This window comes from Streptomyces halobius (assembly GCF_023277745.1).
Taxonomy (GTDB): Bacteria; Actinomycetota; Actinomycetes; order Streptomycetales; family Streptomycetaceae; genus Streptomyces; species Streptomyces halobius.
In genome coordinates this window covers 8597851-8609950 of sequence record NZ_CP086322.1, presented here as the reverse complement: position 1 = coordinate 8609950, position 12100 = coordinate 8597851, and the positions used below count along the sequence as shown (strand labels likewise).

Genomic DNA, 12100 nt, shown 5'->3' with positions numbered 1-12100 from the left:
TTCCCCCCGTTCGGCTGGACCTTCCCTGCCCCATCGTCCGGACCAGGCCGCAGAGGTAACGCTCGCGATGGAACTCAGCTCCGACGGCCGTGCCCGGGCCACCGCCGCTGCCGGCACCGGTGGTTATGGCGGTGCTGGTGGCTATGGCGGGGCAGGCGGCTATGCGGGAGCCGGTGGGTACGGCGCTGTCGGCGGCTACGGCGGAGCCGGCTCGGCGGCCACCGCGACCGGCGGTGTCGGCGGTGCGGAAGGCGGTGGCCGCGGCGGTAGCGCCGATGCCGAGGCCGTCAACTTCGGTACCGGCGGTGACGGCGGGCCCGGTAGCAGCGGCGGCGACGCCGGGTCCGGAGGAACCGGCGGCTCCGGAGGCACTGCCGGAGGTGGCGGCACCGGCGGAAGCGGAGGCGGTGCCGGCGACGGGTCGCTGGGTATCGGCGGCATCGGCGGTACGGGCGGCTACGCCGGGGCCGGCGGTTACGGCGGTACGGGCGGCTACGCGGGAGCAGGTGGCTACGCCGGAGCCGGCGCGGCGGCCACCGCGACCGGCGGGGCCGGCGGCGCGGAAGGCGGCAACGACGGCGGGAATGCCCGGGCCAGATCCCTCAACTTCGGTACCGGCGGGCGCGGCGGAGCGGCCGGCCCCGGCGGTGACGGCGGCAGCGGAGGCGCGGCCGGTCCCGGCGGTGACGGCGGCAGCGGAGGCCGCGGCGCTGCGGGGGGTTCCGGCTCGGCCACCGGCTCCGCAGGCGGCACCTCAGCCCGTGAGGACGGTGCGGCCACATCTACCGGTGGCGACGGGTCACTGGCCATCGGAAACCTGAAGGAGCGATAAACACCATGGACACCATCAACCACCTGCTGCGCGGCCTGGCACCCATCACCCCCCGCGTCTGGCAGGTGATCGAGGACGAGGCCCGCAACCGGCTCATCCCCTTGCTCGCCGCACGACAGGTCGTGAGCTTCGCCGGCCCCGGCGGCTGGGAGCAAGACGCCGTACCCACCGGAAAAGCCACCGAACTCAACACCTACCCCGACAAGCTGACCCCCTCTGGCACCAACGTCAAGGCGCTGCGGGTCGTACAGCCGCTGACCCAGGTCCGCATCCCGTTCACCCTCCCCCTCAAAGCCATCGAAGAAATCGAGCGCGGCAGCATCAACCCCGACCTCACCCAGCTGGACAAGGCCGCGAAACTGGCTGCCGACTTTGAGAACTACGCGGTGTTCAACGGATGGGACAGAGCGTTCATCGCCGGAATCGTTAATCAGGCATCACCCTCGGGCGTGACGCTGCCGGTGGCAACCGACACCTACCCCGCCGACATCGCCAAGGTGGTGGACAAGCTGCGGACCAGTGGTGTCGTCGGCCCGTACACGCTGGCCATCGGCACGACGGGCTACCAACGCATCATCGCGGATGCCGGCAGCTGCTGTTATGTGCTGTCCGAACGCCTCACAGAAATCCTCGGCGGAAAGATCGTCCTGATGCCCTGCCTCGACGAGAAGACGGGCAAAGACACGCAGGCGGTCGTGCTCAGCGAGCGCGGCGGGGACTTCCTGCTCATTGTCGGCCAGGACCTGTCGATCGGCTACCTCCCCACCACCAGCAACACTGACGTCAGCCTCTATCTGGAGGAGACCTTCACCTTCCGGGTGGCCCGGCCGAGCGCCGCCCTGACCGTCACGGTCGTGGCTGCCCCGGTTTGACCGGTCCAGGCCACAACGTCTCTACCGGCGCCCTGACCTCCCTGGTCATGGCCGCAGCGCCTGGCGCGGGGAGGACGACCACCTCCACACCGGCGCCCGCACCGCGCTGGACCGGCTGCTCCACCCCGAACTCCCCTCATCGAATCGCACGATCAGCCTACAGAGCGGCCACCCAGCGAGCCGTTGCGCACCTGCCGCAGAGGCCTGCCGTCGTTCCACCAGCACATCACCGCTTGCCCGGACTCAACGCTCCCCAGCTCCGTCACCCAAAGTCACTGTTCGAGGCTGCCGGTGGACCAATACACGACAGTTGAATACGCGAGCCCACCAGTACCAAGCCCGGGCACCAAGTCCTACCGCCTCGCTCACACCAAGGCCCTTGCCGAACAAGCCCAGGCCAGCTGACCGCAAGCACCGCTCGCGAGTGCCAGCTCGACGGCCGTCCAGCCCAGCCTGGTTCAGAGCCCGGAAGAGTCGAAACCGGCCAGCCGCAGCACGGCATCCAGTCCCCGGTGCGAGCCAGGAGCAGCTCCGGCGGGCAGGACATACGAGCGCAGTCCCGCGCCGACAGCACCGCCGTCCTTGGCGGGGTGATCACCCACCATGAGAGTTTCGGCTGGCTCGACACCCAGCTCACGACAAGCGTGGTGGAACAGCAGCGGGTTCGGCTTCTCCGTGTTGTGTTCATAGGAATGCACCCACGTGGAGAAGTAGCCGTCCAGGCCATGGTGGGCGAAGGTCTTGCGCAGATCCCAACCCACGTCACTGACCACGCCCAGGGCCACGCCGTGATCTGCCAAGCAGGTCAGCGTGGACGCAGTGTCCACATACGGCACCCAGTGCTCAGGCGTCTGCAGTTGCCCATAGAGCCCCTCCGCGACCGGTGCCAGCTCGGGGACCGATGCATACCAGGTGGTGAAAGCGTGCCGGTGAGCCTCGGAGGAAACGTCCCTGGCCCGCTGGGCCTCGACCACGTCAGGATCAGACAGGCCGGCTTCCAGACCGCTCAGCATGGCGTCCATCGCCGCGTCCAAGCGCAGGGCTGTCAGCTGGATGCGGAGCAGGTGCTCACGCAGCGTCCCCTCTCAGGCCAAGTGCTCATGCACTGGGGTGTGTTGATACGGAATCGAATCCTGATGGCGGACGATAGCGAAGAGCTCTTCCGCGATGCGCTCAAGGCTGGCCTCGCGCAAAGCGGTCCGGCGGTTCGTTTCGGCGGCCTTTTCGTTCTCCTTCTGCTGCCATTCTTGAATGCGTAGGCCCAGGAGCCCGCTCCAGACTCGGGCGTGTCTGAGAAGTCGCGTAAGTCCGTGATCTCCGCGCCGCAGCACGCCCGACGGGACACCTCCTCGGCGAGAGCCGGCAACGCCTCTTCGACGCCCGCGGCACCTACTTCGCCATATGGCGATCACCAGCAAGCGCGAATGATGGGGTGTTGCAGTTCGAGCGAGACCGGACCCGTCTCCGCAACGCACCTCCCCGGGTTCACCCGTCCGCAGTCAACCGCTCATCGGTCGAGCACGCGGCCGTTCCTCCAGCGGCCGGTACACGGTCAGTGCCTCCTGGAGCTTGTCGACCTGGAACGCGGTGGGCGCTTCGACGACTTCCCCGTCGTATGCCATCCGTGCACCTTCCGGCAGTCCGGAAATAAGCAGCTGCCGCGAGTGCGCCGCAGCGTACAGGCGGGTCCTGGCCACTCCCCCGGCCAGTACCGTGGCGAGCAGACGGGTGCGCGCGAAGCGGCCGCCGTGGGCGATGCGTACGTCGAGGAGGCCATCGGTGAGATCGTGGCGACGTACCGGGGCGATGCCCAGGTTGCGGTAGGCGCCGTTGCCCGCGAAAAGCAGCCACATCGCGCGACGGCGGCCGTTGACGACGGCCTTCAAGGGATGTGCGGTGTGCAGGATCTTCGCGACGCCGAGGAGGGTGGCGGCCGGGTCGCCGATCTTCGGCGACCAGTGTTCCCTGAGGCGTATGAGATCAGGGTACGAGCCGAGGCTGAAGGTGTTCAGGAAGCAGGTCGGCTCTGCCGATCTGGCGGCCAAGGGGGTGATCCGGCCGACGTCGACGCGGACCGCGCTGCCGTTCGCGACCGCGGCGCAGGCGGCGGCCACTGTCTCGGTGCCGAGGTCGGCGGCGAAGTGGTTGAAGGTGCCACTGGGCAGGACCACGAGCGGCACCTGGAACTGCAGGGCGGGAGCCACGGCCGCGTTGATGGTGCCGTCGCCGCCGCACACACCGAGGGCACCGCCCCGGCGCGCTGCTTCGCGTGCGGCATCGGAGATCACCTTGGGCAGCGGTCCGCCTCCCTCCTCGTGGACGATGATCTCAGCGCGGGGCAACTCGGACTTCAACTGCCTTACAGAGTCCATGAGTTGCGGCTGGGCCCCGGAGGACGGGTTGACCACCACGTACAGGCCGTCACCGTCGGGCAGCGCAGGCGCGTCCGTGCGAGGTCGGGCCGGCGGCGGTAGCTGCGCGCGCGAGGGCACCAAGCCGCGCACGGCGAAGGCGGCGCCCACACCGAGAGCCGAACCGACCAGGACATCGCTGGGGTAGTGCACGCCGGTATAGATACGGGAGAAGGCCACCGACGCGGCCACGGGCGCCAGGGCCGCGCCCCAGCCACGGGACTCGAGGGCCACGCCGACGGTGAACGCCACCGCGGACGCGGCATGCCCAGACGGGAACGAGCTGGTGACAGGCTGGCGGGGCAGATGGCGTACGACCGGCACCGCGTCGAGCACGGGCCGCTTCCGGCGCACCGCACCCTTGCCCAAAGTGTTGACGGTGGCCGAGACCAGCGCGAGCGACGCGACTCCGCGCACGGCTGCCCGCCGCCCCCGCGTACCGCCCAGGGCCCACATCCCTACGGCGACACCACCCCACAGCAGCCCGTGGTTGGCGCTCCGGCTCAGACGCGGAAGCACCGGCTCGGCCATCGGCCAGGAACGCTCGCCCACGCGGCGGAAGACGGCGTGGTCCAGGGTCCTGAGCAGCGTGCGGACGGGGTGCCTCGTCGGTTGTTCATCCATGTGCCTCCTTATACCCAATATCATTGCTTGTGTAGGGCAATCAGTTCGAGGTGACGTTGGGGGCGTTCCCCGACTTGGCCCGCCGTGAGGAGCCAGGCGCCGTCCGCGCACGGCTCCTGGGCAAGCCCGCCATAGCTCTGCGGGGCCCCGCTGCCGTCGGGTTCTTCTACGACGAGAACCATGTACACCGTCGATCGGCTTTGCCCGGGCCCGTCCTCAGCACAGGCGCGCGCCTGGGACGCCGGGCCCGACGGCCGCGGGGTGGTGGACCGGATCTGCGACGCGGCGCCGAACGTTCTGGGGCCCGGAGGGTGCTGCTCGTGGTGCACTCCGCCCTGTGCGGCGTTGACGCCACCCTGCACCGGCTCGCCGAGGTGGGCCTGCGGCCCGAGGTCGCCGACCGCACGGTCATTCCACTCGGTCCGGTACTGCGCTGCCGGCAGGCATGGCTGCGTCGGCAGGGCTTGTTGAGCGACAGCGAGGAAGGGCTGGTGATTATCCGTGCCGAGCACTTTTGACCGGCCGCGGCGCATCACCCGGGACTATGACGGGCCGCTGCTCGTGGAAGGGCCGGTCGAATTCATCTGCGGCGACGGCAGCGTCCGCATCTCGCGGCGTCTCGCCGTCGCCGTCTGTACCTGTCGACGCAGCCGGGCCTATCCGTGGTGCGACACCAGCCACCGCCGCCGCACCGAGCCCGATGCCCAAGTCGAAGCCAAGGGGTAGGCGCTGATGCCCGCCCCTGTCGAGGCACGCCACAGCAGCCCGCCACTGCCCTGAGCCCTGCGGCGAGATCTCCGCCGGCATCGTGGCCGCGCTGCGGACCGGTGCGGCACCCGCGCCGCCGCCCGGGGCCGGGGCTGCGGATCCGTACGGCGACGATCTGCAGCCCTGCTCGGCCTGCGCCAACTCGGACGCTCAACCCCGCCAGCTCAAACGCTCATCCGCCAAGCGAAGCGCTCAGTCACAGCACGGCACCACGACCTCCGGCCCAGCCAGCGCCGCTCCCCGTTATCCCGCCGTGCGCGATTAGAAGATCCCGAGCTCGGTGTCGGGGCGGCACAGGGCGCATGGATCGACGCCCTAGGTGAGGGCGCGCATGGCTTGGTCCCGCGACGGCGGGTGAGGGGCCGGGCCCGTGGTAGGAGACGGCCTGTCCCAAGAGGCGGTGGCGCTGGGAGGGCATGTGGCGCAGCGGCTGCTGGACTGCTACCCGGTCTTCATGGAGACCGAGCCTGCGGCGCTGCGGCGGGCGTTTCGGGTGCTGTCGCTGGCTGCGTGCCAGGACATCGCGCAGGAGGCCTATCTGCGGGTGGGGTCGAAGGCGGACGCCGGAAAGCTGCCGCCGGGGACGAACGTGATGGCGTATCTGCGGCGGACAGCCCGCAATCTCGCCCTCGACCGGTGCCGCGAGCAGCAGCGCGGCAGACGGCTGGTGCTGATGAGCGGCGACGCACTCGATGCTGTGACAGAGCCCCGGGCAGTAGCGGATGACGGGCCAAGGGTGCTGCAGGAGCTGGTGATCCCGGCGATCGAGGGGATGCCGGAAAGCCTGCGACGAAAGGCGGCGAGATAGTTCAGGGTGGCGCTCGACAGCGGCAGGCGGGCGGTGCAGACAAGGCCGTCAGGGCCCTCGGCGGACCCGTTGTTTTTCTTCACACCAAACCCAACTGCCGTCGAAGGAGCGCCAGTTACGGCCTGCCGGATTCCTCCGCCAGCACGGTCACCGGCGTGCGGTGAACCGGCCGTCAGGGCGTTTGTGCAGCCAGCCCCGATCGGCGAGCTTGGTCATCTTCGCGCGCAGCGGCTCCAGCTTCCCACGCACCGCAACCTCAAGACCCAGCTCCTCGCCGACGCCCCTGACCTGGACGGGGCCGTCGGCGGCCCGCACGATCGCCAGGATCCTGCGGTAGTCGTCCGGCAGGGCGACCCCGTCGGGATTCTCGCCGTGGTGCGGGATCAGCAGGACCGCCCGCCCCGCTACCCGGCGGGAGTCGGGGCAATGGTCGCGGCGGCCCCCTCTACAGCCCGGCCCTGCTCGGCCAGCCGGTTCAGGACCCGCTCGGCGATCACCAGCTCCTCCCGCTCGGCCTGGACCTCCTGCAGCTGCTTGGCCAGCTCCTCGGCGAGCGTGTCCAGTTCACTCCGGCGAGCCGTGATCCGCTCCAGCTCCTGCATCCCCACGCCCTCCCGCGTTTTCCCGGCGTACCGACCCGGTGACAGCTCGTCAGAGCAGCGAAACGGCGAGCGCAGCCGAACCCGACAACACCTCCGGCCGACAGGTCAGACGATCTTCACCATGGACACCGGCCGCCGACCAGCGTAAGTACCCAGAACCACACGCACGCCAGACCCGTGACCTGCAAACTTCACGATGCACACCACTCGCTGGGAGTTCGGGTGTTACGGCGCAATCCAGTCAGCCAGCCGTGCTCGGCAAGGCTCGGCCCGGTCCGCAAGCACCCGGCGCCGCTGCATCACCCACGTCAGAATCTCCGCCACCCGTCGGTCCTTCCCGCACTGCCATCTCCCCGTGTTCCAGGGACAGTAGGAGGAAGAGCAGACGAGGGCGCTGCGATTCCGGCCAACTCCCGACACGGCAGACAGCATCACCGCCACGACCAGCCCGAGTGCCCCTTGCCGGACCCTCACCAGCCCCGCGACCAGCGACTGTCATGATGCCCCGGCCTCGGGCCGAAAGCCCGGGCATCATGACGGTCGGCACCCCAACGGCACCGAGGAGGCGCAGCGCAGTGACGGACGGCTTGAAGTGGATGGGCAGCACACGTTCGATAAACCGGCGGCTGACGGGATGCTCGGCGGGATCTCCATGACCGCGATGCGCGGGGTCCCTGTCCGGGATCTGCTGGTCAAGCTGGGCGCAGATGAGGAGGAGATATCAAGCGCTACGCCGTACCGGGACTTCCGCCCGGCCCGGCACGCACCCTGTATGTACGGCACGTCCGGTGATTGGGCGTACGTCCTGGAAGACCGAGGGTCGTGTACCTGGTGCGAATGGTTCTTCAAGGACGAGGACAAGATGACCCCCGCGGCCGGGGAAGAGCTGATGTGCCTGAACGCGAACGTAGCGGTCAACCCGAGCTACTTCGCCTACGCCCCCGGCGACGGGCACATGTACCAGAACAACTCCGGCGACGACCTGACAGGCCACTCGCACGCGGTTGAAGGCAGCAAGCTGGCCGCGCCGAGTAGCCGGCCCGGAACACCCCCGCACCGGTCACACCATACGAATCAACGACCCGCGAAGTACGGGTCTAGCAGAACACCCCCTCAGAGCAGCGAGGCGATCGTGCACGCCGCGACCATGCAGGCGCCGAGTGCGCACAGCACATTGCGCGTGAGACGTGCGCGTGGGCCGGGTGTGCGAAGCTCGGTCCTGGGCGGCGGGGTGGTCCTCCATGGGAAGGTGCCAGTGGTGAGGTAGGGCATCCAAAAGCCGGCCACTAGCAGCCCCATACCGGCGACCAGCCCTGGCATTCCGATGTGCTTTCGTCCCTCAATTACCGACATCGCGGCAACACGACGAACCGCCACACGGTCACCAACCCGGTACTCGTCATCGACGGAGCTCTCCTCGTCCAGAAGCGTTCCATCCGTGGCGTGCACCGGCCCGAGGCAACTCCTTTGATCGTTGTCCCGCCCCACATCTTGGCACTCCTTCACCGTCAACGTGCCCGGCATCCCTGCGTACCCGAGCGACGCGGCAACACTCACCAGCCCGAAGGCCGTTACGCCGAAGCTGATCAAGATTACCGCACACGCGCACACCCGGCTCAGAGAGGCAAACCCTCGGCGAGAAACGCTGGGTGAGACAGGTGTGTGTGTTGCCGGTGGGGGAACCTGCACGGCGAGTCCTTGGGGAAGAAGAGGGTGACGGGGCTGCGGTCAGCCGAAGGCAGGGGCGGCAGACGGGGAGCCAGATGCGGGAACCATGGCATCAGGGCGGGCGGGCCGCTGTGAGGGTTCCCGGATGTCCCATGTGGTCCGGCTGATCACTGCGTTGTCCTGCCCCGTGAGCTCCTTGACTGGAACGCTTTCGGTCCGCGGCAGCAGCTGCTCCGAACCCGGAGCATCCATCCCAGCAGCGCTGGCGAGGGACATCGACTGCACCGGCTCCGGCGTGCCCGGTGCAACGGTCTTCTTTTTGTCATCATCGACTGTCCACAAATCCGAGACGACGTCGATGATCTTCTCCTTAGTGGCGTTGCCAAGCCCATAGATGTTGTTCGCGATCTGCCCGATCCGACCGGCACCGTCGATGGCTCGTACAAGGTCCGCACCCCCCTCGGCGATTCCCACTCCGCCCTTGGCCAGTCCTCCGAAGGGCACCAGCGCGAATCCGTCGAGGGCGAGATCGCTCCACGCGAAGTTCTTCGAGCCGGCCAACCCGCCAAGGGCGTGGAACCCCAGCGCTCCGATTCCGAAGGCCCGCGCACCGACCTCGAAGATGACGGCGCCGACAACCGTCTCCGAGAAGACAACCGCGAGCAGGTCACACGCGGCGCTGGCATAGCCCATCAAGGTGCCGATGTCGTAGATGACATCTGCATGTTCCTTGATCCATCCCCAGACGTCGCTCGCCAGGTCCCCAAGCTTCGAGCCCAGGTCCTTGATGGCGTTCAGAAGCATCTCGAAGCGCCCGGGTTTGTCCGGGGCGGATTCGGCAGCAGTGTTGAGTGCCTGCGCAGTGGCGATCGCTGTGTCGTTGTGGTTCCCCAGGAGATCCTGTGCCCGGCGACGGAGGCTATTTAGCTCCTCGTGGGCGCTGTTCACACGGTTCTGCGCCAAATCCAGTCTTTGCTGTGCCGAGGCGAGGGCTTCCTCGGTGTCGAAGGTTTGGCCGGCAAGACCCAGATCCGGGTGTGACTGTGCACTCTTCAGGTTCTGCTGGGCGGTCTTGGCCTGCGTTTCGAGAGAGTGGGCCAGAGACTGGTACTCCCCGAGCCGGGTCTCCCAGCGCTGCATCACACCGGCAGCCTGGAGGAGAGAGTCCCGTGCCGTCCCTAGTTGAGAGGGAAGCTTGCCGACGGTTCCAGCGAATTGTGTGGCTGCTTCCCCTTCCCAGACTCCGCCGCTCTTTCCGAGCCTGGAGAGCGCGGAGTGGGTCTCTCCCAACTGCTGGCCTGCCCGGCTGAGCTTGGACGCGAGTTGCTGCACGGACTCGGGAATGCCCGGAGCGGGATCAAATCCGAGCGCCTCGAACTGTTCGGTGGCCATATGTCTGCTCCCCCCTGCGATTCAGCCGAACGGATTGACCTGAGCGAGCGGGTCAGCGGGCTCGTCGGGCGGGAACTCGCCTTCGATGGGGAACGCGACCGTGCCCGCGACCTCCGCCAGCAGTGTCTGATGGATGTCGAGGTCCTCGGTGTCGGGCGTCGTCAGGGTCAGCAGCAGGATCCGGTCGCCGGAGGGGAAGGGGATCCACAGCTCCAGCCGTGCGGTCGTGCGTACGGTGCCGGCCAGCTGCTCTGGTGCGTCCGGGCCATCCCACAGCAGACGGGTTGCGGCGACGTGGAGGACGGCGGGGCCGGCGGGCAGGTCGACCCGTACGACTTCGTCATCGGGATGCTGGCGAAAGAGGGTTTCAGCGATGCCGGCAGCCGCGAGGTCCGGATCAGGTGAGTCCAGGTCGTGGACCGTCGCAAGGAGTGAGTTGCGGACGTAGGGCAGGGACTCGTCCTGTTCATCAGACAGCTCCTCATACCCCCCGTCCCGCTGCGTATCCGCAGCTCGCGGGAAGATGCCCACGGCCTGATACCGGACGCCTTGGACTGCCAAGGCGTGTCGAGCCGCTCCGTACAGGGCGCCGGTCATGGCACGCAGCGGTGCCAGCCTGTCGTCGTCCCCCCAGTAGTCCCGAGCGAACTCCTGGAGCAACTGAGCGTGCGTCTCCGGCGTGACGCCCAAGGGCACTTCGTGGAAGCCGTGCGGGACCCGGAACCGGAACATGGGTGCGTCCGGTGCATCGGATGAACTGGTCGTTTCCGTGGCGGTCGTCACTTCGCGGCCTTCCCGCTGGTGAAGAGCTGCGCGACCGACTCCTCCAGATCCCGGTAAATACGGCTGGTGGTGCGCAGTCCTTCGGTGATGCCGTCGGTTGCCTCGGCTATCTGATCGATGCCGTAGCCCCAGGCCGACTGGAAACGCTCGCAAGCCTCCTGGAGTTCCTGGTGGCCGACGGATTCACCGGCCGACTCCTTCAACGGCCTCATGGCGCCCCGCATGTTGCCCGCATTCGACGCCAAGTCCATGGCAAGACGTCCCATACCCTCCAGTTCAGCACGGTAGTACCCCGACATATCCCCCCAACGATTGTGTACCTGGCACATATGAGCGGTTGAACCGTACCAAGGCCCGTCGGCCAGCAGCAGCCCGGGCTGATGTGGTGGCCCCTAGTAGGACTCCGTTAGGTCTGTCTCGATCTTGGGGGCCTGCTGGGCAGGGGTTGGTGGCAGGTGGTGCAGATGCCGGTCCAGCACCTCAGGACGTCCTGGAGAGTGTCGAGGACGTGGTAGAGGGTGAGGCCGGCGTGGGGACTTTTGGGGCCAGGCGCTGTTCGGTGAGGAAGGCGTGGGCGGCGGTCACGAGGGTGACGTGGTGGTGCCAGCCGGGCCAGGAACGTCCTTCGAAGTGGTCCAGGCCCAGGCCGCGTTTGAGTTCGCGGTAGTCGTGCTCGATGCGCCAGCGGACCTTGGCGAGACGGACGAGGTCGGCGATCGGTGTGTCTGCTGGCAGGTTGGACAGCCGGTAGTCGGTCGGTGCTTCGCTGTCCGCGGGCCATTCGGCCAGCAACCAGCAGTCGGGCAGGATCCCGTCCCACCAGCCCTGTTCTGCTGAGGCAGTGGCCCGGATCGGACGCTCGACTGCCTTGCCGGCGGGCCGGACGCGCACGGCGGCGAAGCGGGAGCGTAACGCCCCTCGTGAGCCTTGCCGCCAGGTGAGAGTGGTGAAGGCTTCTTGTCCCAGGTCGGCGGCAAGAGCTGCCACTGAGGGTGCGGGGGTCCAGCGGTCGGTGTCCGACGCCCATTGACGGGGCAGGAACAGGCGCCATTGCAGCGGGCAGGAGGCAGTATCGGTTGCGGCGTGGACGCTGACCGCGACCTGGCAGTTCGCCCGTTTGCCCAGTGCCCCGCAGTACTGCGGGGCCCCGGCCCCCTCTTGAGGAGTTCCCTCCTCGGTCGGTGCGAACCAGCCGCGGTCGATCACGCCCGCCTTCAGCCAGCCTCGGATGAGATCCCTGGCGGGGAACTTGCCGAGCATGGCCATGAGGTGGTCGTGTTCGATGCGGTCGAACGCCGCCGACAGGTCCGCGAGCAGCTCGCGGACGGCTCGCAGCACGG

At 68.2% G+C, this 12100-nt stretch carries 14 protein-coding genes and 1 pseudogene; 6 read left to right on the top strand and 9 right to left on the bottom strand.

The window, feature by feature from the left end; genetic code table 11:
* The first annotated feature begins 67 nt into the window (after window positions 1-67).
* A complete protein-coding gene (locus tag K9S39_RS39060; RefSeq protein WP_248869251.1) occupies window positions 68-832 on the top strand; it encodes a hypothetical protein in 765 nt (254 codons plus the stop codon).
* 5 nt (window positions 833-837) lie between these two features.
* Window positions 838-1704 carry a family 1 encapsulin nanocompartment shell protein gene (locus K9S39_RS39055; protein ID WP_248868014.1) on the top strand — a complete coding sequence of 289 codons (867 nt, stop codon included), beginning with the start codon at window positions 838-840 and terminating at the stop codon, window positions 1702-1704.
* A gap of 458 nt (window positions 1705-2162) precedes the next feature.
* Here the strand turns inward: K9S39_RS39055 and K9S39_RS39050 are convergent, their stop codons facing one another.
* Window positions 2163-2726 (bottom strand): HAD family hydrolase, encoded by a 564-nt coding sequence (locus tag K9S39_RS39050; RefSeq protein ID WP_248868013.1) that lies wholly within the window; start codon window positions 2724-2726, stop codon window positions 2163-2165.
* A gap of 114 nt (window positions 2727-2840) precedes the next feature.
* Between K9S39_RS39050 and K9S39_RS42215 the strand changes: the two genes are divergently transcribed.
* Window positions 2841-2963, top strand: coding sequence for a hypothetical protein (locus tag K9S39_RS42215; RefSeq protein WP_283113266.1), 123 nt, complete (start codon window positions 2841-2843; stop codon window positions 2961-2963).
* A gap of 240 nt (window positions 2964-3203) precedes the next feature.
* On the opposite strand, the gene K9S39_RS39045 is transcribed toward K9S39_RS42215, so the two are convergent.
* Window positions 3204-4739 carry a bifunctional phosphatase PAP2/diacylglycerol kinase family protein gene (locus K9S39_RS39045; RefSeq protein WP_248861516.1) on the bottom strand — a complete coding sequence of 512 codons (1536 nt, stop codon included), beginning with the start codon at window positions 4737-4739 and terminating at the stop codon, window positions 3204-3206.
* Window positions 4740-5059: 320 nt separating this feature from the next.
* Here K9S39_RS39045 and K9S39_RS39040 point away from each other — a divergent pair, with 320 nt between their 5' ends.
* From K9S39_RS39040 to K9S39_RS39030, 3 genes are all read left to right on the top strand, one after another.
* Window positions 5060-5257, top strand: coding sequence for a hypothetical protein (locus K9S39_RS39040; protein WP_406707858.1), 198 nt, complete (start codon window positions 5060-5062; stop codon window positions 5255-5257).
* Window positions 5241-5465, top strand: coding sequence for a CDGSH iron-sulfur domain-containing protein (locus K9S39_RS39035; RefSeq protein WP_248861517.1), 225 nt, complete (start codon window positions 5241-5243; stop codon window positions 5463-5465). The genes K9S39_RS39040 and K9S39_RS39035 overlap by 17 nt, the downstream gene beginning before the upstream one ends.
* Before the next feature lie 412 nt (window positions 5466-5877).
* A complete protein-coding gene (locus tag K9S39_RS39030; RefSeq protein WP_248868012.1) occupies window positions 5878-6315 on the top strand; it encodes an RNA polymerase sigma factor in 438 nt (145 codons plus the stop codon).
* 147 nt (window positions 6316-6462) lie between these two features.
* Here K9S39_RS39030 and K9S39_RS43225 read toward each other — a convergent pair whose 3' ends face one another.
* From K9S39_RS43225 to K9S39_RS38995, 7 genes and pseudogenes are all read right to left on the bottom strand, one after another.
* A complete protein-coding gene (locus tag K9S39_RS43225; protein ID WP_248868011.1) occupies window positions 6463-6630 on the bottom strand; it encodes a hypothetical protein in 168 nt (55 codons plus the stop codon).
* Between the two features lie 89 nt (window positions 6631-6719).
* Window positions 6720-6917, bottom strand: coding sequence for a hypothetical protein (locus tag K9S39_RS43220; RefSeq protein WP_248868010.1), 198 nt, complete (start codon window positions 6915-6917; stop codon window positions 6720-6722).
* A 1113-nt stretch (window positions 6918-8030) separates the two neighbouring features.
* The gene (locus K9S39_RS39015) at window positions 8031-8507 is read right to left on the bottom strand and encodes a hypothetical protein (RefSeq protein ID WP_248868009.1); all 477 of its coding nucleotides are present in this window, start codon (window positions 8505-8507) and stop codon (window positions 8031-8033) included.
* 138 nt (window positions 8508-8645) lie between these two features.
* Window positions 8646-9977: a putative T7SS-secreted protein gene (locus K9S39_RS39010; RefSeq protein ID WP_248868008.1), complete on the bottom strand. Its 1332-nt coding sequence runs from the start codon at window positions 9975-9977 to the stop codon at window positions 8646-8648.
* Window positions 9978-9998: 21 nt separating this feature from the next.
* Window positions 9999-10709 carry a hypothetical protein gene (locus K9S39_RS39005; protein ID WP_248868007.1) on the bottom strand — a complete coding sequence of 237 codons (711 nt, stop codon included), beginning with the start codon at window positions 10707-10709 and terminating at the stop codon, window positions 9999-10001.
* A gap of 47 nt (window positions 10710-10756) precedes the next feature.
* A complete protein-coding gene (locus tag K9S39_RS39000) occupies window positions 10757-10972 on the bottom strand; it encodes a hypothetical protein (RefSeq protein ID WP_248868006.1) in 216 nt (71 codons plus the stop codon).
* 268 nt (window positions 10973-11240) lie between these two features.
* Window positions 11241-12005 (bottom strand): annotated as a pseudogene (locus tag K9S39_RS38995) (transposase); the annotation flags it as partial.
* Between the last annotated feature and the right edge of the window lie 95 nt (window positions 12006-12100).

Bases quoted from the DNA above. Each gene is read 5' to 3' on its own strand.
- K9S39_RS39060 (WP_248869251.1), top strand. From the start codon at position 68: ATGGAACTCAGCTCCGACGGCCGTGCCCGGGCCACCGCCGCTGCCGGC.
- K9S39_RS39055 (WP_248868014.1), top strand. From the start codon at position 838: ATGGACACCATCAACCACCTGCTGCGCGGCCTGGCACCCATCACCCCC.
- K9S39_RS39050 (WP_248868013.1), bottom strand. From the start codon at position 2,726: ATGGACGCCATGCTGAGCGGTCTGGAAGCCGGCCTGTCTGATCCTGAC.
- K9S39_RS42215 (WP_283113266.1), top strand. From the start codon at position 2,841: ATGGCGGACGATAGCGAAGAGCTCTTCCGCGATGCGCTCAAGGCTGGC.
- K9S39_RS39045 (WP_248861516.1), bottom strand. From the start codon at position 4,739: ATGGATGAACAACCGACGAGGCACCCCGTCCGCACGCTGCTCAGGACC.
- K9S39_RS43220 (WP_248868010.1), bottom strand. From the start codon at position 6,917: ATGCAGGAGCTGGAGCGGATCACGGCTCGCCGGAGTGAACTGGACACG.
- K9S39_RS39010 (WP_248868008.1), bottom strand. From the start codon at position 9,977: ATGGCCACCGAACAGTTCGAGGCGCTCGGATTTGATCCCGCTCCGGGC.
- K9S39_RS39005 (WP_248868007.1), bottom strand. From the start codon at position 10,709: ATGTTCCGGTTCCGGGTCCCGCACGGCTTCCACGAAGTGCCCTTGGGC.
- K9S39_RS39000 (WP_248868006.1), bottom strand. From the start codon at position 10,972: ATGAGGCCGTTGAAGGAGTCGGCCGGTGAATCCGTCGGCCACCAGGAA.